The following is a 22,681-nucleotide window of genomic DNA, read 5'->3' as shown; positions in this document are numbered from 1 at the left end:
TATTTCAATTTTCAATCTTTTTCATTCTATCACATATCCATCTTTTGGGCTATACTTATTATTTTTTTGTTCTGGAAAATAAATGGTTAAGTTTCGATTTTTTTCGTTGAATTTTTACCATATTTTTGTTAGCATAGATAAGGTTTTTCAATTATAATTAATAGGAGGCAAAAACGATGAAAAACAGGTTATTTCTAGGTCTCGGTACAGTCATCTCAGTTCTTGGACTGTCACAGGCAAGTGCCCTGGCGGCAGACAGCGAATCCGGTACTGAAACACTCGGTGCTACGCTTCCACTTACATGGTGTATACCATTTGTGTGTATGCTTCTGTGCATAGCTGTTATGCCCCTTATCGCCGGTGAGTGGTGGGAAAAACACAAACAGTGGGCTGTTGCAGGCTGGTCTCTTTTATTTTTAATTCCATTTGCCATATTCCATGGCTTTGGTACGATGGGCGAACAATTGCTCGAGATAATGATCGGTGACTATCTCACCTTCATTGTATTGCTTTTTGCCCTGTTCTGTGTGGCAGGCAATATATCTCTTGAAGGCGACCTGGTGGGAACACCTAAGCTCAATGTTCTGCTTCTACTGATAGGTACTCTGCTGTCAAGCTGGATCGGTACTACCGGTGCAAGTATGCTGATGATCAGACCTATCATAAAGGCAAATAAATGGAGACGAAGAAAGGTTCAGATCATTGTATTCTTCATCTTCCTCGTTTCAAATATTGGTGGCTGTCTCACCCCTGTCGGTGATCCTCCACTTCTGATGGGATTCATGAATGGTGTTGACTTCTTCTGGAGTCTCAGACTTGCAAAGGTCATGGTTGTTAATCTCATCATCCTGCTGACTGTATTCTTCTTTCTCGACACAAGAGCGTACAAGAAGGATATCGCAGACGGCAGACAGAAGCCGGTATTCGATACGGATACCAAAAAGCCAATCAGACTTAAGGGCGCTCACAACATTATATTTCTTGTAATGATCGTAGGCGCAGTTATCCTCAGCGGTGTTCTTCCTATGAAGTTCCCTGCATTTGCAAAGGGTATCAATTTCTGTGAGGGCGTAACACTCTCATGGGCTGCTATCATCGAGATTGTGATCATGCTAGCAGCGGCTTTCCTCTCATTCAAGACAACGAGCAAGAAAGTCCGTAAGGCCAACAACTTTACATGGGATGCTATACAGGAGGTTGCCATACTGTTCATAGGTATCTTCATCACTATGATCCCAGCACTCCTGATCCTCAAGGCACGTGGTTCTGAGCTCGGACTTACACATCCGGCACAGTTCTTCTGGATGACAGGACTTTTATCAAGTTTCCTTGACAATACACCTACCTACCTTGTATTCTTCACCACCGCTGCTTCAAGTGGATTTACAGAGGGTATAAGCACTGCTATGGGTGTAGTTCCTCAGGTCATGCTGATGGCTATCTCCTGCGGTGCCGTATTCATGGGAGCCAACACTTATATAGGAAACGCACCTAACTTTATGGTACGTTCAATAGCCGAAGAAAATGGTATCAAGATGCCTTCATTTGTAGGCTACCTCGTATGGTCAGTTGCTATTCTTGTACCAACATTCTTCATAGACACATTATTATTCTTCTTGTAATCTAAGGGGGTTTTTGTATGAACGAATATGTTGTAAAAGGTGATAATAAACTTACGGTCGGTATTGGCTGGGATGCCAAGAAGGTCGACCTCAAGAAAAAGATCAAGATTGCCATAGACAATATCATGAGTGCTACATCAGAGGACACATATGACCTCAATCTTGCAGCTATTGTTGAACACAACGATGGTTCCGACCCTGAGCTGGTATTCTGGGGCCACAAGTACAGCAGAAGCGATTCTGTTGTTCTGAAGGGCGATGACAGGACCGGTGAGAAGGAAGGAATCGATGAGGAGATGCGTATCTACCTTGACAGAGGTGAGAATGTTGGAAGGATCATCCTCTTCCTCTACATCTACAACGGTAACCTTCACAAGCAGTGCCTGGCCGAGGTGGACAACGTATTTGCACTGATCAAATGCAAGCACACCGAGAAGGTCTATGTTCGTGAGGATGCCATCTTCAAGGCATGTGAGGATGCAAAGCACAATAACTGCTATGTATTCGGCGAGATTCTCCACAATGGAGATGAGTGGGTTGTAAGGGAGAGATCCCAGTTCCTGCCATACGACAAGTCCGAGGATATATTTGAGTATTACACATCAAGACATTATGTTCCTGAAGATGACGACTAATATTTAACATGGCGAAAAGCCCCAGTCTCCGGTTTATTTTCACCGGAGACTGGGGCTTTCTTTATTATGATCTATAATTCTATATTACACTACTTTATATAATCCTCTATAGTCTTTGAAGCTCTGTATCTGGAGAAGTTAAAGCTTCTGATATAGCCCTTGTCATCATTCTCCTCAAGCATCTTCTCAAGCCTCTCTCCCACCGTGTCGTCTCTCCAGTAGTAGGTGTCCTCGCTATATTTCGACATCACTTCCTCCATGACCATTTCGGGCGTAATGTCTTTTGCCCTGAAATAATCGATCAGATATGGAACTCCGTCATTACCTATATCCATCACATACTCAAGATCCACTTTATTGCCATCGTGTGCCTGACTGATATTGTACCTCGTTATCACTGCGCCAGGTCTGATAAATGCATACAGCGTGAACATCACAAGAACCGTCATAAATATGTATCTGAACAGCGGCATATTTCTCCAGAACAGGCTTATGATAACACCGAGCATCACTATAGACGTGACTATCAGCGCCCATATGGTATTTATTCTGAGGTATGTCAGATCATATTCCGCAATGTACATGGACAGCCTCACAGCTGATGAGGCAATCATTATATATGTACATATGCACATCATGAGCAGTGACACGTTGAGCACCAGACTCTTTCTGAATATAGCACTAAATATCAGCACCATACACACATTTACAACCGCTACAAAGAGCAGCTGGAAGAAGCCCTGTCTTGCATACTCTGCGTATGTCATATCGTCCGGAAGTCCTGCGCTGTTCATGAACAGATACACTATCTGAACAACGGCAAATATCAGATAGAACGCTGTGAGCACTATCGTTATAGTTATACCTGTCACTGCATTGTACTGCCCCTCCTTCGGAGCATTTGCACCAAGATCTCTGCGGCCCGCCTTGACAATAAATCCATATACAAACAGGAATATCACAGCGGCAAACAGAACTATCTTCACTATATCCCACGAGAAGAACAGTTTGCCAAATATGTCCTTTATGACCTTTGCAAACACAGGATCTGCCGAAGACAGCAGATTGAGCACGATCACCAGTATCGGAAGTGCTATCACACATCCAAGAAGTATGTACATCAGCTTGGAATTTCTCTTTTTGCCGGTTATCTCACGCTCCGCCTTTCTGTCGGCAAATGGCATATTTACATACCCTATCGATCCAAAGAACATCTCGAAAAATGAGAATATTCCCTTGAATATCCCCTGCTTTTCAGTGTCATTGAAGTATGTCATAACCGCATACATCTCTGTAGCGATTATTCCCACATTACATCCAAATATGATATATCCCTCGTCTGTGAGACTCAGGGCAACCGACATCATGAACACAAGAATATAATATGGGATCAGTATACTCTGTTTCGACAACGCAGCTCCAGTGGTCATGGCCTCACGGTCTGCACCAATGTTCTTCTCATATCGTACCATGCATGTACTGATAAACACTATTGATACTATCGAAAGCACAGCCGACAATATACTCGACCAGTTGCTGTACAGACATGCCGCACATATGATCGCATATACCAGTACCGGAATACCAAACATCCTGAATCTGTTCGGAGACACCGCAGGATTTCTCCTCTGCGGCGGTCTGGCATTCATGTTCATATAACCCTGAGGTGGCGGCGGGGGCATCCCCGGGCCTCCATTCATGTTCATATACCCTTGCGGTGGCGGCGGGGGCATCCCCGGGCCTCCATTCATGTTCATATACCCTTGCGGTGGCGGCGGGGGCATCCCCGGGCCTCCATTCATGTTCATATACCCTTGCGGTGGCGGCGGGGGCATCCCCGGGCCTCCATTCATTCCATTGTTAAAATTCTGTTCGTTCATCCCAAACCCTCCATTTTTTCACCTTGAACCACTTTGAGCTACTCTACAAGTGCCATCTCATCAAGCCCCACGATCCTGTCCATACACACCGGTGCTGTCAGCCTGTAGGCAAAACTTGCAGACTCGAACAGGCAGTATAATTTGCCATTATACGAATATATCTGCTCCAGCTTCTGCGGAAGCTTAACCACCTGTCTCGGTGTCTCTGTGCTGTAATTCACACTGGACAGCTTACCTATATCTGTATCGTATACCTCTATTCTGGATTCATCTATACCATATGATATAGAGAATATTATCTCATTTTTGTACACCTGAAGCCCCTGCACCCTTCCTGGTATATAGAAAGCCTCGTCCTCCTCCGAGGATATGGCGGTGCCGCCATTTACGATCTCGTAGCTGGCTGCCATGCTGTAGCTGTTCTTATCCTTTCGCCAGTAGCCCGCATATATATGTCCGTCATATATCGTGATAAATGACGTTGCAGGGAACATGACGCTACATGTGTTCCTGTATTTTATCGGCTTTCCCTGAGCCACATCGTATTTCTCTATGGAGTCCAGCGTAAGACATGATATGGATGCCTTCCTGCTCCTGTCCTCATCCTCATCGATCATATACGAGGAAACCCACAGCACATTATTCTTCGTATCATACGCAAGTCCTCCGGCATGTGTCGTGTCCTTGAGAACCAGTGTTTTAATATATTCCCCGGTCTGTGTATCAAGAACAAATATCACAGATTTGTGTTTCTTCGTCTTGCAATATGCACTGACAAATGTATACTTCTTCGTAACTGCCAGCCCCTGTGGCGTCATGGACGTGCAGTTCTCTATCTCCCTCGACTCACTGCCTATCGTATCAGCATACGCAAGACCCGGAATGATCATCATGCCATAATCGGTATCCCTGTTCTGGGCATACATACCCATATGATAGAATTCCGGTTCAGTCGACATCTCCCATATCTGCGAAAAATTCGACTTGTTGTCAACCGCATAGGTGCTGGTTCCGGAATCATTTCCCGATATCTCGAAGTTTCTGCAGTACACTCCGCCATACAGCCATATCACGCAGATTCCCCCGACATAACACCATGCAAATATCTTCACAAGTATCCTTCTCGACTGGACTGTCGACAAAAGTGCCGCCATGACCATCTGACTTATTATGGTTATAAGCATCATGGCATTCGTCAGCATATCTCCATGGCTGACTATCTGAAGCGGTACGCCTATCATCATAATCCAGTAGGCCTTCTGTTTCACCTTAATTCTTATTACACCATTCCAGCCTTCCCGCTTCATGCCCCACACCTGCAGTGACTGCCATACAACCACAAGGCCATATACGATGCACGCCACAAGCAGGAGCTGCCTGAGCACAGCAACAGCCGTTATCTCAAGGGCCTCACCATTTCTGTAAAATGCCATATAGTACACACCCTGTGCGAGCTGCCATATCCTCCACGCCATCATGGCGAACATCGCAAGCGCTGCAACAAATGCAAATGTGTTGGTAACAGTTCTTCGTCTGACACCCTCACGATGTTCCTTCATCTGTTTGCGCAGACGTTTCTTTGCCCTTCCCAGCTCCTTTATGTGCTTTTTACACTTTCTGATCCTTCTGCGTTTATAGAACAGCACCTTGTACGGCGCGCGTCTGTTCTTCAGCTCTTCATATTCTTCCCTAAGTCTGTCATACCGTTCCGACTCCTCATGAAGATCCGTTCTGGTCGCCCTGAGTGCAGAACGACACATAACGTATCCCTCAAGATCTATCTGTGCCTGTTCTTTCAGCTTTTCAGCCTGAAGTTGAAGCTTCTCTTCTCTGTTCAATTTCTTAGCCCTGTCTGTCATGAAAATCCGCTCCTGTCCATCAGCCTCTTTACTCAAAGTACCGTTTTATTTTGTCCTCCACCAAATTCGAGCCGATCACAATTATGATCTCCTGCCCGTTCTCTATAGGTCTCACCTCGGTCTTTTTTGCCGTGGCGTTGAGCTCTATCCATCCGGTGTCATTTACAGGGAGAAAACCCTTGATTCTAAAGACATCTCCGCATTCCTTATCCGCAAATATATCCCTGACTATCGTCTCAAGCCGCTCCTGAGGCATGACCTTATTCATGATATATACCGAGTTAAACACATCACTTTGTTTGAACCATAATTTTACATAGTCGTTTAATTTGTATCCGGTTGACATAAAACCTTCAAAGTCATCGTCCGTGAAATCATCCCAGTTCTTCTCCAGAACATCATCGCAGAACTGACGCTTACACTGAAATTCGGTGAGCACTTCATTGATATATTCTATTGTGCTCCTCTTCTCATCCTCCGATGCATCCTGAACCTTGCTCATCACCAGAGTTCCACAGTTCGCAACCTCAGACGCAAGCACATATCTGGACTGTCTGCTCATATCCCGGTCAAGTCCGGCATCGACTATGGAAATGATGCTTCCCACCTCATACCATCTGTCAAGTGGCTCCTCGTGGAGGACGTCAAAGAATTCATCCACATCAAATATTCCGGACGGCTCAACAATGACTCTGTCATAGCCGCTCATCCCCATCGCTATGAGCTTTGTCTTGAACCTTCTCTTGTGACAGTCCTCGCCGCAGCCACCTGCCACCATCTCAGCATGACAGTTCTCGCCCATCACATCCTGAAGAAGCATCATGTCCACGTTGACTGCACCATAATCATTTTCAAGGATTCCGACATTATATCCTTTGCCAACAAGGTAGCTCACATACTTCTTAATAAATGTCGTCTTGCCTGAGCCCAGAAAGCCCGTTATCAAATCTATCTTTACCATATGTCCACTCTCCTTATTATCTACGCGCGTTACCAGCTTGATCTCACATGAAATCCGCTGTCATTCTCCAGAGGTATCTCCCTGACATCCATATCCTCTATAAATATATATCTGTCATTTCTGAGAACTGCTATCACCTTGTCTATAGCCTCAGGCAGCCCCTGAGCCTCCATCTCAACAGAATCATCATATCTGTTGCACACCCAGCCGGTGACTCCGTACATGGATGCAGCATAGCTCGCCCTGTATCTGAAGCCAACTCCCTGCACTCTTCCTCTGAATGTATAATGTCGTCTTATCTTGTCCATATCTATATGTCCCATCTCTGTTATGATCTTCTCATATCTTACATTTTATATCCTGCTGCCCGCATCTTACACATCATGTTCAGCATCGTACTTTTCTGCGTCATACACGATATTTCCGCCACAGATTGTATAGTGAACCCTTCCCGGGAGAGTCCATCCGGCAAATGGACTGTTGGATGCCTTTGACGCAAAGCTGTTCACTGTCCACTGCTCATTCTCGCCAAATATGACTATATCCGCAGGAGCTCCCTCTGCTATCTTGCCCGGTTCCATGCGGTAAAATTCTGCAGGATTCCTGCTCATTAGTTCCATGAGCTTCATGAGTGAGATATATCCAGGCTGTACAAGGGAATATATTCCAAGGGCAAGAGATGTCTCAAGCCCTGTTATTCCACTTGGCGCCTTGTCAAGCGGTCTCGCCTTCTCCTCACTGCTGTGCGGGGCGTGATCCGTCACTATCATATCTATTGTGCCATCCTGTATTCCCTCTATAATCTGTCTTCTGTCTTTCTCGGTTCTGAGTGGAGGATTCATACGCGCCATGGTTCCGTACTTCAACACAGCATCCTCTATAAGGGTGAAATGATGTGGAGTTGCCTCCGCATGTACGTCCGCTCCAAGCTTCTTTGCAGTTCTCACTATATCCACGGAATTGCCTGAGCTTATATGCTGTATGCACACTGATGCACCTGTGTGAAGTGCAAGGACGCAGTCCCTTGCAACCATAATATCCTCCGCTGTGCGGGATGCACCGCCGTATCCAAGCTTTTCTGATACTTTTCCCTGATTCACTCCCGGCTGTACAATGAACAGCGGATCCTCTTCATGAAGACTCACCGGAAGATCAAGATCCCTTGCCTTCTCCATAGCCTCAAGAAGAAGCTTCTCATCCATGATTGGGATTCCGTCATCGGTAAATCCTGCTGCACCTGCAGCCGCAAGACTGTCCATGTCCACGAGTTCCTTGCCAGCAAGGCCCTTTGTGACTGTGGCTGTCTGAACTACATGTATTCCGGTCTTTGCACCTTTATCCTGTATATACTTGAGAGTCTCAAGGTTATCCACCGCCGGCTTTGTATTCGCCATACATACCACCATCGTGAAGCCTCCTCTTGCAGCGGCGGCGGCACCTGTCTCGATGTCTTCCTTGTACGTAAATCCCGGATCGCGGAAGTGTACATGAGTGTCTACCAGTCCCGGTGCAACTACAAGTCCATCTGCATCGATGACCTCCGCACCCTCTGCCTCCAGATCGTATCCTGTCTTAACTATGTGATTGCCGTCGATGAGCACATCCATGACCTCGTCTGTATGGGTGACCGGATCAATGACTCTTCCATTCTTTATCAATAACATTTGCCTGTTCTCCTCTATATAAATATTTTATTACTGTCTGTATGTGTTCTGCGGATCATACTGTGATGACTGACCGTAATGTGGCTGCTGACCGTAGCCGCTATACTGATTATTCTGCTGTGACTGCCAGCCATACTGGATCTGCTGGCTGTAGCCATTCTGCTGATCGTACCGCTGTGGCTGACCATAGCCACTTGACGGCTGATTGTACTGTCCTGGCTGTTGAGTATAGCTGCCCGGCTGGTTGTACTGCCCCGGCCGCTGACCGTAACCATTCTGCTGGCAATACCGAGGCTGCCTGCCATAGCCACTCTGCTGATTATTGTACTGTCCCGTCTGTCCGTATGCATTTGTCCATATGTTGTTCTGCCTCTGGCCATATACATTTAGCTGATTGTACTGCATGTTCTGCCCGTACATATTTGGCTGATTGTATCCACGCATAGGTATATATCTGAAGTTATACGGATTCACCCATATAGGATTTACCGCTATGATATGATCGTTCTTTGCCGCATGGGATATGAGCAGGAACATCAAAACCACAGACAGGATCAGAACCAGTATGCACAGGATCACGCTGGTGTCATCAATCGACAACACAAAATCATACAGTCCGTGTATTCCCATGGTACTAAAATACGCTATCAGCATATTGCCTGCGGCACCCTCGCCCTTGTTCGCATTCTCTCTCGCCTTTGAGTAGAAATATCCCATGATAACGCCGCATGAGCAGTGAAGTGGGATTGCTGTCACAGCCCTCAGGATTCCGAGTCCTATTCCACCCTGGAATACATACAGGATATTCTCCAGTGTTGCAAATCCGAGCGACGAGCACACGCCATATATAACGCCGTCATAGCTGTGGTCAAAGTTCTTATTTTTCCATGTAAGTATTAACATTCCAAGGAATTTGCCCAGTTCCTCGATCATCGCCACTATAAAGAAGCAGTTGACCAGCTCATAAACCGCCGTTCCGGATTCCAATCCCATGTAGTATAACAATACGCCCCCAACCAGCTCCACGACTACTGCCGGTATCGTGCTGACAGCTCCCAGAACCGCAAGCCATACTAGCAGGCTCATTGGATCCCTGCTATTCTTATTTCTTCTGACTACAAATAACAGCAGTAACACCGAAGGTAATACTGCAAGTCTCAATGCAAATGCACTCATCCTTTACTCTCCCTGATATTTTCTTCCGTATAGATATATATACATATTAAAGATACCATTTTTAGCGTGAATCCACAATAAGCAGAGGCCTTTACCGACATTTTATTTCATTAATTAACTTTAATTTAGCCTAAATACAACTCAAGGCAGGTCATTCCATTTCAGAAGACCTGCCTTGAACCAATTTTCAAATGTATTCAGTTACGACTTACTGTGTGACATCAATATCTCCGCTACTAGTCTCAATATTGCACTTTCCATCTGCTCCCTCAACCGAGTCCGGTACATTTACATCACCGCTGGATGTCTTTGTATTGTATTCATACTTCATTTCTGAGCCAATACCGATCGATACATCACCACTGGTTGTCACGACATTGATCTCAGAAGCATCACAGTCTCTAATCATTACGTCACCACTTGACGCACGACCGTTTATACGTTTTGCCTTTATACTGCCAGATGTGATATTGCCACTGGCGGTCTTCAGATCAATATTATCCATCACCACATCACCAAGACTGACGTCACCACTGTTTGCTGATATTCTTGTATCCTTTGACGATACACTGTCAAGCTTAATGTCACCACTGCTGGTCGCCACTGTCAGAGCATCTGCATTTACCCCCTTTACGATCACATCGCCGCTGGCGGCCTCTATATCGATATTGCCTATTGCCAGATAATATTCCATATCCATGTCACCGCTGCTGGTCACGATCTTCAAATCATCGTACTCCGTGCCGGCCAGATACACCGTCACGGACGGCCATGCTCCAGAGTACATACCAATGGAAATGTTAAATGCCGCGTTTCTACTGTCATCTGCGGTTATCCTGAGCACGCCATCTGATATATCTACATGATGTGTCAGATTCTCGCAGTCATAATACTCCACATAACTTGTATCTCCACTCGCCTTCTTCACGGCAACATCCACATCTGATGCGCTTTTTACATCAATTGCAGTGAATTTATCTTTTATATCAACAGTCTTCTTTACGTAATTAACCGGCTCCGATGTCATGTGTGCCAGGTTAACTGTCACATTCGGCCATCTGAATCCATTTACAACAAGTGCTGAGATCACAGTGATAATTCCAGCCACGATCATGATCGATGCAGCTATAACAGCTTTCTTTGTTCTACTCATGCCTATTTCTCCTTTACAAACATTCTCTTTATACCATTCACACTGGCCTTGCAGACCTTAAATATACCAACCGTAACAGGTTTGACGGATACAACAAACAGTATCGCTATACCTATTCCAATGAGTGCTGCTCCAAGCATGAGAACTGCTGTGTATGGGCTGTTGGCTATGAACAGCGGTATGGCACATATCAGTCCGCCTATTCCCGCAACCACAAAGCTGAGCACTACCGCATAGAATGATATAAGAAGTGCAAATGCAACTATCCACAGTGTGAGCAACAATACCGCCGCTGTAATGAGAAGTGGTATCCACACCGGAGAACCAAGTACTATGAGTATGACCTCCCATGCCTTGAGCTCGTGCTTTGGCTTGATCTTCTCCTTCACAAGCTTCGTGAGCGGCATCTCCTCAAGTATCTGCTCCACAGCAGCCTCCGGAGATCCCATATCCGCCACAGCCTCCTCCTCGGAAAGGCCGTCTTCCACACGGTCATCTATCATCTCACTGTAATAATCCATAAACCTGTTCACATCATCGGCCGGCATCGCACTGATCCTGCTTCTTATTGCCTCCAGATATTCCTGTTTATTCATCTCTGACTTCCTCCTTCACAATAAATCTGTATATGGATTCCAGTTCTTTCCACTCTTCCTTGAACTCTTCTATCCTGGCTCTTCCGGCATCCGTAATATGATAATACTTTCTGAGTCTTCCGTTATGCTCCACGGAATGAACCGTGAGCAGTGCTCCCGCCTCAAGTCTTCTGAGGATAGGATAGAGTGTGGACTCTGATATCGTCACATACGGCTTCATATCTTTGATGATCTGATATCCATAGGAATCCTCGTCCTTGATGGCCGCAAGCACACACACGTCGAGCATCCCTCTCTTCAATTGTATATCCATCGCTATACCTCCTTACGCAGTATACTATACGTCACATAGTATCATATGTCAAGTAGTATTTTCAGCACTCTACAAAAAGGAACAACAATGGGGTCAGGCACCTTTTACATAGATTCTACATTAATGTATATGAAACATAACAAACAGGGCGGGACATCTCACCAATGGGATGTCCCGCCCTGCTTACAAATTATATTCTGCTATATCTTAATCTGACACATGATATGTTTTCCATTATAGTATGTCGATGACATACTCCTTGCTGAACGAATGGCCAGCCTCAAGACTGTTTGAATACTCACGGTCCGCCAGATCTCCGTCATATCCCTCGCGGTCACACCTGCCAAACCAAGGCTCTATGCAGACAAATGGCGCATGTTTCTTTGCAGGAGACCATATGCCTATCTGCGGCACATCAAATCTCAACTGCAAAACCGGCGCATCAGATGAGTTCCTTAATGTAATCGTATTTATACCCTTACCATCCATGATCAGGGCATCCTCATCAAACATCTCATCACGCAGCTTTAAGACTCCATCTGTCAGTCTGTGCGTAACTGTTCTATCTCCAAGAACTCCATTTGCTGTCAAAAGACCACATTCAATCTCGTTCTTACCTGTGTGCATATCCAGAGAATAACCGCCGATGCCTCCCTCACATGCAAATGCAGGATGGGCACCGATAGAAAAATGAATCGTGTCAGTTCCCTCATTCACAACGGTCCACATAACATGTACAGATGAACCTTCAAGTCTGTATCCTATACAAAGACTGAAATCAAACGGATAGCTCTTCTGCCATGTATCATTCTTCTCAAGCACAAACAGCAGTGTATCACCAGTCTGGCCACCCACTACAAACTCGCTGTCCCTTGCAAATCCGTGCTGAGGTATATTCTCATAAACCACCCCGTTATGTCTGTAACGCTGTCCTTCGAGCTTTCCCACAAATGGAAACAGCACAGGAGAAACTCTTCCCCAATACTCAGCATCACCGCACCACATGTATTCTCTGTCTGTCTCGATACTCTTCAGGCTCACAAGCTCAGCACCGTGAGTATTCACCTTTATAGCAATCTTATCATTTTTTAATTCAACAATACCCATCATGTCCTCCTATACTCCAGCCAGTCTGGCTGATCATAATTTGCAAATAATATTATACACTTTTATAACATTATAACACAGGTACAAAAAAATACGGTCGCTAAATGAACTAATAAGCAACCGTATTTTATATAATTAAGCAATAGTCGCTGTCGGAGTTCCAAGTATCACATGAAGCCCCTTCTCCTTTGCCTTGCTGATGACATGATCGAAGAACGAAAAGTCATACTGCCCCTACGTTTTTTCCATGATATGCCATGCAAACTCCGCTATACGGATGACATTGCATCCAAGCTCTACGATATTGTCCATATCCTCATCGATCATGGATATGTCCCACTGCTCTGGATAATAATCCTCACCTCGTTATCCAAGCGCGATCATTCTGTTGATGCAGCGGGAAGCTCCCTCCATCACCTCATCAGAAAGGACTATCTCTTCGCCACCTGTGCCCTTTAATACATTCAATATGTCAACCAGGGTAGTAAGTTTCATATTATGGCACATCAGCTTTGAAGAAATTGGATAGAACATTTTGTCAGGGCACTCATACTGAAGATGCTCCACAATACTGTGCTCTGTACCGATGATAAATTCTTTTTTCTCTGACTTTCTGGCATATGCCATAATTCCTGTGGTTGAACCTACATAATCAGCCTCTGCAACTACATCCGGCCTGCACTCAGGATGGACAAGAAGTTCCGCATGTGGATGTAACTCTTTTGCCTTCAAAGCATCATCTAGGGTAACCGCAAGATGTCTAGGACATCCGCCGTTAAAAAATGCAAATTCCTTTTCCGGCATCTGCTTTTGAACATAGTTTCCAAGATTCGGATCTGGAATAAAAAGAATCTTGTCGTTATCAAGCTTGCTGCAGATCTGCACTGCTGATGAGGATGTCACACATACATCACAGGCAGTTTTCAATTCAGATGTCGTATTTATATAGGCGACAACCGCATATCCCGGATACTTCTTCTTCATCTCATCCAGCATTTCAAGATTCATCTGCTCAGCCATCGGACATCCGGCTTCAGGGTTAGGCAGATACACATTCTTATCAGGGGACAATATCTTACATGTCTCTGCCATAAAACGCACACCACACATTATTATATTTTTGCGGGAATCCTTGCTCGCCTCTACGCTAAGTCCATATGAATCTCCCATATAATCTGCAACTTCAAGAATCTCATGTCCCTGATAAGCATGTGCCAGTATGCAGAAATCTTTCTCTTTCTTCAGTCTGATTATCTCTTCCTGTATCTCTTTTATCGTCATTTTATTCTCTCCAAATCATTTTGTATTATTTCTCCCACTCCTGCCACGGAACAAGGAAGCCTGTCTCATCGAGCTTCTGCTCTATGTTGTCCAGGATCTCTTCACTTGGAGCCTCTATCAGATGGTAATGATATCCGTTCGTAGCATTTCCAAGCAGGGACGACTGGCTGTTTTCCAATTTTTTCATAAATTTTGCCACGTCGTATCTGGAAGCAATATTCATCTTTGCAGTAACACGATTGTACACCGTATGACTTATACTTACATTCTTTACAACACCGCCATAATCAACTATGATCGTGAGTTCTTCCTCAGTCCTGTCATAACCGTGTTTTACTTTAAACTCTCTCTGACATTTTGATTCATTCTTGTATATATAACCCCTGTTAGTTGCAATTATGCCATCATCAGCCGCCCTGATCACTGCAATGTCCTGCACTATTATCTGTCTACTGACATCGAATTCTGACGCAAGCTTATTTGCCGGAACAGGGACATCTGAATTCTTCACAATGTCAAGTATCCTTTCCCTTCTCTCTTTTGCCTTCACTTTATTCCTCCGCATGAAGATTTTTCATCGATATATCCATTATAGGTGAGCTGTGTGTAAGCGCACCGCTTGATATATAATCCACTCCCAATGATATCAGTCTCTCTATGTTCTCTTTTGTAACATTGCCTGAACATTCTGTCTCCGCACGTCCATCGATCAAATCAATCGCAGCTCTCATCTGATCCGTTGTCATATTGTCAAGCATAATGATATCGGCTCCCGCTTCAACAGCCTCTTTTACCTGATCCAGTGTCTCAACTTCAACCTCTATCTTGCGGACAAATGGCGCATACTCCTTTGCCATTCTCACTGCATTGCTTATACTTCCCGCAGCGCCTATATGATTATCCTTAAGCAATACTCCATCCGACAAATTGTATCTGTGATTGCAGCCTCCGCCGACTCTGACTGCATACTTCTCAAATATCCGACAATTAGGCGTAGTCTTTCTGGTATCCAGCAGAGTAGTCTTGCTTCCTTTAAGAAGTTCTGCAACCTCATGGGTATATGTAGCTATACCACTCATACGCTGCAGGTAATTAAGCGCAACCCTCTCGCCAGAGAGAAGAACCCTGATATCACCAGTCACAATTCCCATAAGCTGGCCAGCCTTCACCTCATCGCCATCTTTGCAGAAGAACTCAACCTCAGTGCTGTCATCTAAGAGTGTAAATACTCTTGCATATACATCAAGTCCTGCAATGATTCCATCCTGCTTGCATATCAGGTCTACTTTTCCTTTCTGTGCCTTTGGCATCACCGCATTTGTGGATACATCCTCACTTGTGATATCCTCCTGTAAAGCCATCATTATAAGCTTGTCCGCATTCAATTTCATTGTTATCTGATTCATTCTCAGCCTCTTCTTTCCGTTTCTGTCAAAACTATATTCTTATATTCTCTAAACAAACCATCTATATCTTCATATTCAGACAGATCTATGTTGTCTTCTCCACAGCCTCTGTGCTCTCTGCTGAACATGATATCATCTGCTGCCCTCTGTGCAAATACAAGCGACTCAAGTAACGAATTGCTTGCCAGTCTGTTTCTGCCATGCACTCCATTACATCCAGCTTCTCCTACCGCATACAATCCTTCCATGGATGTCCTTCCGGCGAGATCTGCCTTCACTCCGCCCATGTGGTAATGCTGAGCCGGCACAACCGGTATCGGTTCAACAAGCACATCATATCCCTCATCCTTACACTGCTTGTATATATGTGGAAAATGCTGCAAGATCACATCTCTTCCAAGCGGTCTCAGATCTTCCCACACATGCTCCGTTCCATCTATCTCCATCTGTTTCCATATTGCATGGCTGACTACATCACGAGGCTGAAGTTCATCTGTAAACCTTTCGCCCGCCTTGTTTAGAAGCCATGCGCCTTCGCCTCTCACAGATTCAGATATCAGAAATCTTCTTTCTTTATTCCGGCTAAACAGTGTCGTCGGGTGGATCTGCACATAATTCAGATTCTCTACCTCTACTCCATGTTTTAAGGCAATTGCTATGGCATCACCTGTTATATGGGCAAAATTCGTTGAGTTCTTATATATACCTCCGATTCCACCACACGCCAATACAACGTTGTTGGATCTAAGTATGCTTATGTTCTTGGCCTCATCAACTATAACCACGCCACCACAGGCATTGTCATTGCAGATGATGTCGAGCATAGTCGTATACTCATATATCTCGATATTGGATTTTTTCTTTGCACACTCCAGCAAAGTGGATGTAATCTCTTTGCCGGTAATATCCTCGTGAAACAATATTCTTGGCTGGCTGTGAGCTCCCTCCTTGGTGAAGGCAAGCTTTCCGCTCTCATCTCTCTCAAATCTGACTCCAAGCCTTATCAATTCTCTGATAACAAGATTAGATGATCTGATCATCAGATCAACTGTCTTTTTATTGTTCTCATAATGGCCGGCTCTCATGGTGTCTTCAAAATAATCTTCGTAATCTTCCTCACCCCGCAGCATACATATGCCGCCTTGGGCCAAAAAAGAGTCGGACTCATCAGCCCGCCTTTTTGTGATAATACAGACCTTTTTTGTCTCTGGAAAATTCAACGCACAGAACAAACCTGCAGCGCCAGTTCCCACGATAATAACATCATATACAGTGTTCATCATTTCTCCTCTTCAAGTAGGCATCATATTATTCTTTATAACCTGACTTGCATATAAACATAACATATGTAAACACATATGTAAAGATATATGTAATGTTATGTGTAAACTTTTGATGTAAACCCTTTTGATGCAGTTTCCATACATATAAATATTTTCGTCATCTTGTCTGTATATCGTCTCTACTTTAAAACCTTCTTTATCTGTTTCTCTGTGGCAATCGGGTAGATATCATCCATATGCCTCACTATCCTCTCCCATGACTTCTCCGGGCTCTCACCATATGCAGATGCCACGTAGTCATATCCCCACAGTTTCTCCGGCATAGAATACACGGCCACATTCCAGCCGTATTCCGCGCCCTTTTTGTTCACCCGCTTTCTGAAGTCACATGCACACAGGTAGGTCTGCATCTGAAGCTGTGTCATCGTACCCTCAAAGCCCTTCTCGCCGTCCTTGCCAAATCCGGCAAGTTTCTTGATATCAAATGAGAACAGCGCTGTATCATACAGGCTCTCCGGTTTTTCTGCTGCAAATTCCGCATCGCTCTCCTCATCTATCCGGTCATCCATGAACAGATCCATGATCTTCTTCTGTCTGAATGATGCAAGCTCATCATCCCATCTGGCATCGAAATCATATCCAGCTCTTCTATAATTTGCAAAATACGGGAACCATTTCTTTGAGATAAATCCCGCCTTATTGTGGAAAAATTTGCCGTATGCAATATCGCCTCTTCTGGCTATGATCTCACGCCATGCCCAAGGATCCCTCTGTGCATCCTCACTCCACCAGTACTTCTCCGTGGTTCGCTCCTCCACCGAAAATCCAGGTATCTCATTCCGGAAAAGAGGCAGGAATCCCACTTCCTCTATATATCCGATAAGTTCGTCCACCGTGTGCAGGCACTCCGGATCATCCTCCGAAACTCCATACATGATCCATGCTCCTTCTTTTGATTCCATAAACTCTCCTAAATTATTCGCCCCTCAAGGTGATCCATCTCATGGAGCACTATCTGGGCTATATATCCGTTGAACTTCATACGCTTTTTTGCAAATGATGCATCCTGAAACTCTACCTCTATGTCTCTATACCTTGTCACCTTTCTCGTGCCGTCCAGAGACAGACATCCCTCCTCTGTCTCGTAAGCCCCCGACTTTGACAGAAGAACCGGATTCAGCATGACAACATTGGCAAATCCCATGCTGACGATGATTATCCTCTTCTTATACCCGATCATGTTGCCCGCCATGCCGACGCACCTCGCCTGATTTGCCGCTAATGTGTCCTGCATATCTGCAATGATCCCCGCATCCATAGTCGTCATCGGAGATGACTTCTGGCTGAGAAACATCTGATCTCTCACTATCTGTTTTATCATGGTCTATTACCTTTCCTTATCTACTCACCATTCTTCGCATACAGGAATATTTTTGACTTGAGAAGCCTCTTCGGTGTTGCCGAGATCTCGCATATCTCCTCATATATACGGTTGCACACGATAAAATACGCTGCCATCGCCGTCAGCACATTCTTCTGATTTGCCCGCTGGAAATTATACATTCCAGTCTTCTCGTTCCTGTCACTTCTGGCATGTTTTACCAGATTATAGTCATTCCACCAATCTGCGATCCGGTCACCCACAAACGCACTGAACGGCTTCAGCTCGATATCCTCAAAAGTATCTATCGTCCTCACCGCATCCAGCCGGATATCCGGGAATTTTCTAAGCACAGGAGTAAGCCTGTCATGTATGCTGTACTTCTTCCTGTAATCATCCTCCTCGACTATCTTGCAATATATCTCTATCAGAGAGTCTATATTGCTGCAGATATTCAGGAACATATTTATGTATCTGCTTGAAAATGTCGAGAAGTTGCTCTTGTGGATATCCACATACTCAGAACTGATCCGAACATCCTTCTCAATGATCTGGTATTGTTTCCAGAAAATATTCAGGAACTCCTTCTCAGTTATGACAACTCTGGTCTTCTTCACCAGAACATTTACCCACAAATGTCCCTGACCTGTCCTGTCAGTTCTCACATCCTGACTCGTCCATACATCCTCAAGGACCGCGCCTGAAACCGAATACACCATATCACAAACCTTTGTCTCGGTATAATTGGCAAATGTTCTTCCATCATCCCGCGTCTGCTCACCTTTTCCATACTTCCACGAAGCATAAAATACACCATCAATCTTAAGTGCTTTCATAACCTTCGCAAAGATCTTGATCATATCACCCTTGTCAACATGGAGCATCGAGGCACATGCCCACACAGCATCAAATTCATTTTCGTAATTCATGTCCTCAATGCGCTTATGTACAGCCTCTTTTCCCGTCAGCTCCTGAGTTTTCCTGCACATAGCCTCAGACGCATCCAGAGATACGACATCATATCCCCTGTCCAGAAAATATTTGCTGTCACGGCCACTGCCGCAGCCAAGATCAAGAATCCTGCTGCCCGGCTTGAGATGTTCCTCAAATCGCTTGTAAATGTCCGACATGTCAGCATTTCTGGTGACATCGGAATATCTGTCAGCATATTTGTTGTAGTATTCTATTGTTCTGTTTGTATTTTTATCATTCATTAAAATCTGACCTCTTCCGGTTCATTGGTGGTGAGGGTTCGAATCCCCCTCCACCTTCATATGTATCTACAGATTATTTGCCTTCCGCAGCAGCTTCTCAAATGACTCCGCAAATCTCTGGTCATCCTCTTCTGTCCTCTTCCTCGGCCCTTTGATATGATTCCTGCTCGATGCCCTCCGCGCCTTCTTGTTCAGGTGTCTCTCCATAAGCATCTGATCGATATTCTCATCCGTATACCATTTGCCCGACTGATGAATTGCATACGCACCTTTGCCAAGCGCCATAGCGGCAACGCCATAATCCTGCGTAACCACTATGTCGCCCCTGTGACAAATGCTTATCAGCTTGTAATCCACGGCATCCGCCCCGGCACCGACCACGATAACCTCACTGTAATCAGATGTGAGGACATGATTCGTATCGCATAGAAGCGTTACTGGGATGTTGTATTTTGTTGCTATGTCTTCAACTATATCAATCACCGGACACGCATCAGCATCAACAAATATCTTCATTGACCTAGTCCTTTCTCGTGCTGTCTCTACAGCAACGCCTTTAATTTAGACGCCTCCTCTTCTGTAAGTGTCACACCCTTACCCATCTTCTCATGCTCCGGTGCCCACTCTCTGATATCATACTTTGGTGTGCCACCATTCCACGATATCTTATTAAGTTCCTTAGTCCATCCCTTTGCACTTTCCGATATCACTCCTATGTGCTCCACTATTTCGTATTTAAAATCTGCCATTTTTATGTATCTCCTTTATCCTCTAAAGATAAAGCCCGTCACAACTCTTTGTTTGATGTGATGGGCCGTTGTCTATCATTATATCTGTTTTTATGAGGCTTTTCAATGATGCTATATCCTCAGAGACGTGGGATTACAATTATTGGAGCGAAGAAAACAATTCTTGATCTATCATGTCCATTGACTTCATCTTTGACAACCACTCATCTGGTATACCTTCAAGTCCATACATGATTCCCGCAAGTCCTCCGGCTACCGCTGCCGTAGTATCTGTATCGCTGCCCAGATTCACCGCCTTAAGCACGCAATCCCTGTAGTTATCCGTCGTAAGCAGGCACCACATAGCCGCCACAAACGTATCAACCACATAGCCTGAAGATCCCATGCCATCACTTCTCAACACATTTTCAATACCGATAGCTCCCGACAACTTTGAATTGCCCGGCACATGTCTCTTTATCGACTCTGCAAGCGGCACACCATTTACAAGATCAATGGCAATCCTGACATAACACACACAAGCAAGCTTCGACAAGCTGTGTGCATGTGTTATAGCTGACACTGCCTCTATCTCCGCGTCCGTTATCCCTTCAACAAATGCCAACGGAATGATTCTCATAAGTGAACCATTGCCATTGGACCATTCGTCATCACAACCCCTTCCAGATCTGATAGCCGCAGCGCACGTATTTCCGCAGTCAAACACTTCTCCAAACGGTGTATATGCTCCTTCTTTTAGCCACCTGCGGAATCTGTCTCTGATATCATCCACGTCAACTCTGCCACATGCTTTGATACTGGCGCAAGTGGCAAGCGCCATACTGGTATCATCCGACCAGGTTCCCTCCGGCTGATTGTGCGTACCGTAGCCTATCATATCTGTACACTCAAATGCGCCCCTGAATTTAAATTCATACGGAACGCCCAACGCATCGCCTACGGCAAGACCGTAGATGGCGGATTTTAAAGTATTTGTCTTGTCATTCATATCTCTTTCTCCCATCATATATCATCATTGTTTTTTTGTACTTTATCACGTCAATATATCCACCAGTGGTAAGTGCTGCGGTTAACAAATAATGTCATTATTCTATAAATTTACATTACTCTATCTACATAAGATTACTCAACACTAACAGCTAGACGTGTCGCAAACGCATCTACAATAGTAGAAATTATTTAAGGTTACTCAACATGGGAAGATGAGACTGGAATAGTATTATATCTACAACAGTAGAAATTATTTAAGGTTACTCAACCAAACTTGCTTGTAACTTTCCCAAGAATCTACAACAGTAGAAATTATTTAAGTTTACTCAACATACCAAGCTCTTACTTCTGCTTTGCCATCTACAACAGTAGAAATTATTTATGGTTACTCAACATAAGAAAAAGACAAGAAGTGACATAGATCTACAACAGTAGAAATTATTTAAGGTTACTCAACGCAAGAACTAAGTACGTGGTAGGCAGATCTACAACAGTAGAAATTATTTAAGGTTACTCAACCTCAGACCTAGAGGATAGAGTCCGGATCTACAACAGTAGAAATTATTTAAAGTTACTCAACATGTTTATATTCTATCACCCAGCACTATCTACAACAGTAGAAATTATTTAAGGTTACTCAACTATGTAGATTGCACAGGTTCAATTAGTATCTACAACAGTAGAAATTATTTAAGGTTACTCAACATGATAATTGCCTGGAGAACCGGTGAATCTACAACAGTAGAAATTATTTAAGGTTACTCAACTTAGTTTGATTTAACACTGTCTGAATATCTACAACAGTAGAAATTATTTAAGGTTACTCAACCTCTCTAGCTATATATTATATATACAAATCTACAACAGTAGAAATTATTTAAGGTTACTCAACATTAGCCGGGACAGTAATACCGGATAATCTACAACAGTAGAAATTATTTAAGGTTACTCAACGAATCAGTATAATAGCGGTACGATGTCTATCTACAACAGTAGAAATTATTTAAGGTTACTCAACCTACTTACGCTAAGATATTTGACGAGTATCTACAACAGTAGAAATTATTTAAGGTTACTCAACGGTTACGCTTGCAAGCGGTGTCTATATCTACAACAGTAGAAATTATTTAAGGTTACTCAACAGATGAAACAGGCTATTGACAAGATCAATCTACAACAGTAGAAATTATTTAAGGTTACTCAACTCAATTTTTTTAACCGTATTTGATGGTATCTACAACAGTAGAAATTATTTAAGGTTACTCAACTCATTAAATCCATGTTATTGTCAGTGATATCTACAACAGTAGAAATTATTTAAGGTTACTCAACGAAACAGCATATAAGTTGACGGTAGGAATCTACAACAGTAGAAATTATTTAAGGTTACTCAACTGGTATAGCAATAACG

At 44.2% G+C, this 22,681-nt stretch carries 22 protein-coding genes, 1 pseudogene and 1 CRISPR repeat array (1 of these 24 running past the window's edge); of the genes and pseudogenes, 2 read left to right on the top strand and 21 right to left on the bottom strand.

Annotated elements, in window-relative coordinates; translation table 11 throughout:
• The first annotated feature begins 176 nt into the window (after positions 1 to 176).
• Together DWW70_RS00350 and DWW70_RS00345 are read left to right on the top strand one after the other, a co-directional pair.
• Positions 177 to 1,622 (top strand): sodium:proton antiporter, encoded by a 1,446-nt coding sequence (locus tag DWW70_RS00350; RefSeq protein WP_118649075.1) that lies wholly within the window; start codon positions 177 to 179, stop codon positions 1,620 to 1,622.
• Positions 1,623 to 1,639: 17 nt separating this feature from the next.
• Positions 1,640 to 2,257: a TerD family protein gene (locus DWW70_RS00345; protein WP_118649074.1), complete on the top strand. Its 618-nt coding sequence runs from the start codon at positions 1,640 to 1,642 to the stop codon at positions 2,255 to 2,257.
• An 89-nt stretch (positions 2,258 to 2,346) separates the two neighbouring features.
• Here DWW70_RS00345 and DWW70_RS00340 read toward each other — a convergent pair whose 3' ends face one another.
• The 21 genes and pseudogenes from DWW70_RS00340 to DWW70_RS00240 all read right to left on the bottom strand — a co-directional run bounded on the left by DWW70_RS00340 (position 2,347) and on the right by DWW70_RS00240 (position 21,268).
• Complete coding sequence (locus tag DWW70_RS00340; protein ID WP_118649073.1) at positions 2,347 to 4,137, bottom strand: DUF4153 domain-containing protein; 1,791 nt, start codon at positions 4,135 to 4,137, stop codon at positions 2,347 to 2,349.
• 38 nt (positions 4,138 to 4,175) lie between these two features.
• Complete coding sequence (locus DWW70_RS00335) at positions 4,176 to 5,996, bottom strand: hypothetical protein (protein WP_118649072.1); 1,821 nt, start codon at positions 5,994 to 5,996, stop codon at positions 4,176 to 4,178.
• A gap of 28 nt (positions 5,997 to 6,024) precedes the next feature.
• Positions 6,025 to 6,957: a GTP-binding protein gene (locus tag DWW70_RS00330; protein ID WP_117874284.1), complete on the bottom strand. Its 933-nt coding sequence runs from the start codon at positions 6,955 to 6,957 to the stop codon at positions 6,025 to 6,027.
• Positions 6,958 to 6,986: 29 nt separating this feature from the next.
• Positions 6,987 to 7,280 (bottom strand): acylphosphatase, encoded by a 294-nt coding sequence (locus DWW70_RS00325; RefSeq protein WP_015534784.1) that lies wholly within the window; start codon positions 7,278 to 7,280, stop codon positions 6,987 to 6,989.
• Between the two features lie 51 nt (positions 7,281 to 7,331).
• The gene (locus tag DWW70_RS00320) at positions 7,332 to 8,621 is read right to left on the bottom strand and encodes a dihydroorotase (protein WP_117874285.1); all 1,290 of its coding nucleotides are present in this window, start codon (positions 8,619 to 8,621) and stop codon (positions 7,332 to 7,334) included.
• Positions 8,622 to 8,651: 30 nt separating this feature from the next.
• Positions 8,652 to 9,797: a PrsW family intramembrane metalloprotease gene (locus tag DWW70_RS00315; RefSeq protein WP_118649071.1), complete on the bottom strand. Its 1,146-nt coding sequence runs from the start codon at positions 9,795 to 9,797 to the stop codon at positions 8,652 to 8,654.
• 208 nt (positions 9,798 to 10,005) lie between these two features.
• Positions 10,006 to 10,950 carry a DUF4097 family beta strand repeat-containing protein gene (locus DWW70_RS00310; RefSeq protein ID WP_118649070.1) on the bottom strand — a complete coding sequence of 315 codons (945 nt, stop codon included), beginning with the start codon at positions 10,948 to 10,950 and terminating at the stop codon, positions 10,006 to 10,008.
• Between the two features lie 2 nt (positions 10,951 to 10,952).
• Positions 10,953 to 11,546: a DUF1700 domain-containing protein gene (locus DWW70_RS00305; protein WP_118649069.1), complete on the bottom strand. Its 594-nt coding sequence runs from the start codon at positions 11,544 to 11,546 to the stop codon at positions 10,953 to 10,955.
• The gene (locus DWW70_RS00300) at positions 11,539 to 11,859 is read right to left on the bottom strand and encodes a PadR family transcriptional regulator (RefSeq protein WP_117549107.1); all 321 of its coding nucleotides are present in this window, start codon (positions 11,857 to 11,859) and stop codon (positions 11,539 to 11,541) included. Before DWW70_RS00300 ends, DWW70_RS00305 begins: the two co-directional genes overlap by 8 nt.
• A 234-nt stretch (positions 11,860 to 12,093) precedes the next feature.
• Positions 12,094 to 12,966, bottom strand: a complete 873-nt coding sequence (locus DWW70_RS00295; RefSeq protein WP_015534791.1) for an aldose 1-epimerase family protein — start codon at positions 12,964 to 12,966, stop codon at positions 12,094 to 12,096.
• Positions 12,967 to 13,101: 135 nt separating this feature from the next.
• Positions 13,102 to 13,311: pseudogene (locus DWW70_RS00290) on the bottom strand (beta-galactosidase); the annotation flags it as partial.
• 21 nt (positions 13,312 to 13,332) lie between these two features.
• Positions 13,333 to 14,247 carry a quinolinate synthase NadA gene (gene nadA / locus DWW70_RS00285; protein ID WP_118017434.1) on the bottom strand — a complete coding sequence of 305 codons (915 nt, stop codon included), beginning with the start codon at positions 14,245 to 14,247 and terminating at the stop codon, positions 13,333 to 13,335.
• A 25-nt stretch (positions 14,248 to 14,272) separates the two neighbouring features.
• A complete protein-coding gene (locus DWW70_RS00280; protein WP_022058290.1) occupies positions 14,273 to 14,797 on the bottom strand; it encodes a transcription repressor NadR in 525 nt (174 codons plus the stop codon).
• A 1-nt stretch (position 14,798) separates the two neighbouring features.
• Positions 14,799 to 15,653, bottom strand: coding sequence for a carboxylating nicotinate-nucleotide diphosphorylase (gene nadC / locus DWW70_RS00275; protein ID WP_118649068.1), 855 nt, complete (start codon positions 15,651 to 15,653; stop codon positions 14,799 to 14,801).
• Positions 15,654 to 15,655: 2 nt separating this feature from the next.
• Positions 15,656 to 16,936, bottom strand: a complete 1,281-nt coding sequence (locus tag DWW70_RS00270; protein WP_118649067.1) for an L-aspartate oxidase — start codon at positions 16,934 to 16,936, stop codon at positions 15,656 to 15,658.
• A 179-nt stretch (positions 16,937 to 17,115) separates the two neighbouring features.
• Positions 17,116 to 17,898, bottom strand: coding sequence for an AlkZ-related protein (locus tag DWW70_RS00265; protein ID WP_118649066.1), 783 nt, complete (start codon positions 17,896 to 17,898; stop codon positions 17,116 to 17,118).
• A gap of 8 nt (positions 17,899 to 17,906) precedes the next feature.
• Positions 17,907 to 18,317 carry a peptide deformylase gene (locus DWW70_RS00260; protein ID WP_118649065.1) on the bottom strand — a complete coding sequence of 137 codons (411 nt, stop codon included), beginning with the start codon at positions 18,315 to 18,317 and terminating at the stop codon, positions 17,907 to 17,909.
• 20 nt (positions 18,318 to 18,337) lie between these two features.
• Positions 18,338 to 19,531, bottom strand: coding sequence for a class I SAM-dependent methyltransferase (locus DWW70_RS00255; RefSeq protein ID WP_118649064.1), 1,194 nt, complete (start codon positions 19,529 to 19,531; stop codon positions 18,338 to 18,340).
• Positions 19,532 to 19,597: 66 nt separating this feature from the next.
• Complete coding sequence (locus DWW70_RS00250) at positions 19,598 to 20,047, bottom strand: YaiI/YqxD family protein (RefSeq protein ID WP_117549115.1); 450 nt, start codon at positions 20,045 to 20,047, stop codon at positions 19,598 to 19,600.
• A gap of 26 nt (positions 20,048 to 20,073) precedes the next feature.
• Positions 20,074 to 20,280, bottom strand: coding sequence for a YdbC family protein (locus DWW70_RS00245; protein WP_117549116.1), 207 nt, complete (start codon positions 20,278 to 20,280; stop codon positions 20,074 to 20,076).
• A 139-nt stretch (positions 20,281 to 20,419) separates the two neighbouring features.
• Positions 20,420 to 21,268: an ADP-ribosylglycohydrolase family protein gene (locus tag DWW70_RS00240; protein ID WP_118649063.1), complete on the bottom strand. Its 849-nt coding sequence runs from the start codon at positions 21,266 to 21,268 to the stop codon at positions 20,420 to 20,422.
• A 170-nt stretch (positions 21,269 to 21,438) separates the two neighbouring features.
• Positions 21,439 to 22,681: a CRISPR direct-repeat array (repeat unit 36 nt; unit sequence ATCTACAACAGTAGAAATTATTTAAGGTTACTCAAC); it runs 235 nt beyond the window's last position.

The organism is Coprococcus sp. AF16-5, from assembly GCF_003479365.1.
GTDB classification, from domain to species: domain Bacteria; phylum Bacillota; class Clostridia; order Lachnospirales; family Lachnospiraceae; genus Coprococcus; species Coprococcus aceti.
This window is presented reverse-complemented; position numbering and strand designations above follow the sequence as displayed.

Excerpts from the sequence above, each read along its gene's own strand:
- DWW70_RS00330 (WP_117874284.1), bottom strand. The coding sequence starts at position 6,957 with ATGGTAAAGATAGATTTGATAACGGGCTTTCTGGGCTCAGGCAAGACG.
- DWW70_RS00295 (WP_015534791.1), bottom strand. The coding sequence starts at position 12,966 with ATGGGTATTGTTGAATTAAAAAATGATAAGATTGCTATAAAGGTGAAT.
- DWW70_RS00345 (WP_118649074.1), top strand. The coding sequence starts at position 1,640 with ATGAACGAATATGTTGTAAAAGGTGATAATAAACTTACGGTCGGTATT.
- DWW70_RS00350 (WP_118649075.1), top strand. The coding sequence starts at position 177 with ATGAAAAACAGGTTATTTCTAGGTCTCGGTACAGTCATCTCAGTTCTT.
- DWW70_RS00250 (WP_117549115.1), bottom strand. The coding sequence starts at position 20,047 with ATGAAGATATTTGTTGATGCTGATGCGTGTCCGGTGATTGATATAGTT.
- DWW70_RS00305 (WP_118649069.1), bottom strand. The coding sequence starts at position 11,546 with ATGAATAAACAGGAATATCTGGAGGCAATAAGAAGCAGGATCAGTGCG.
- DWW70_RS00260 (WP_118649065.1), bottom strand. The coding sequence starts at position 18,317 with ATGATAAAACAGATAGTGAGAGATCAGATGTTTCTCAGCCAGAAGTCA.
- DWW70_RS00310 (WP_118649070.1), bottom strand. The coding sequence starts at position 10,950 with ATGAGTAGAACAAAGAAAGCTGTTATAGCTGCATCGATCATGATCGTG.
- DWW70_RS00270 (WP_118649067.1), bottom strand. The coding sequence starts at position 16,936 with ATGATGAACACTGTATATGATGTTATTATCGTGGGAACTGGCGCTGCA.
- DWW70_RS00240 (WP_118649063.1), bottom strand. The coding sequence starts at position 21,268 with ATGAATGACAAGACAAATACTTTAAAATCCGCCATCTACGGTCTTGCC.
- DWW70_RS00315 (WP_118649071.1), bottom strand. The coding sequence starts at position 9,797 with ATGAGTGCATTTGCATTGAGACTTGCAGTATTACCTTCGGTGTTACTG.
- nadA (WP_118017434.1), bottom strand. The coding sequence starts at position 14,247 with ATGACGATAAAAGAGATACAGGAAGAGATAATCAGACTGAAGAAAGAG.
- DWW70_RS00265 (WP_118649066.1), bottom strand. The coding sequence starts at position 17,898 with ATGGAATCAAAAGAAGGAGCATGGATCATGTATGGAGTTTCGGAGGAT.
- DWW70_RS00335 (WP_118649072.1), bottom strand. The coding sequence starts at position 5,996 with ATGACAGACAGGGCTAAGAAATTGAACAGAGAAGAGAAGCTTCAACTT.
- DWW70_RS00245 (WP_117549116.1), bottom strand. The coding sequence starts at position 20,280 with ATGGCAGATTTTAAATACGAAATAGTGGAGCACATAGGAGTGATATCG.
- DWW70_RS00320 (WP_117874285.1), bottom strand. The coding sequence starts at position 8,621 with ATGTTATTGATAAAGAATGGAAGAGTCATTGATCCGGTCACCCATACA.
- DWW70_RS00325 (WP_015534784.1), bottom strand. The coding sequence starts at position 7,280 with ATGGGACATATAGATATGGACAAGATAAGACGACATTATACATTCAGA.
- DWW70_RS00340 (WP_118649073.1), bottom strand. The coding sequence starts at position 4,137 with ATGAACGAACAGAATTTTAACAATGGAATGAATGGAGGCCCGGGGATG.
- DWW70_RS00255 (WP_118649064.1), bottom strand. The coding sequence starts at position 19,531 with ATGAATGATAAAAATACAAACAGAACAATAGAATACTACAACAAATAT.
- DWW70_RS00300 (WP_117549107.1), bottom strand. The coding sequence starts at position 11,859 with ATGGATATACAATTGAAGAGAGGGATGCTCGACGTGTGTGTGCTTGCG.
- nadC (WP_118649068.1), bottom strand. The coding sequence starts at position 15,653 with ATGAATCAGATAACAATGAAATTGAATGCGGACAAGCTTATAATGATG.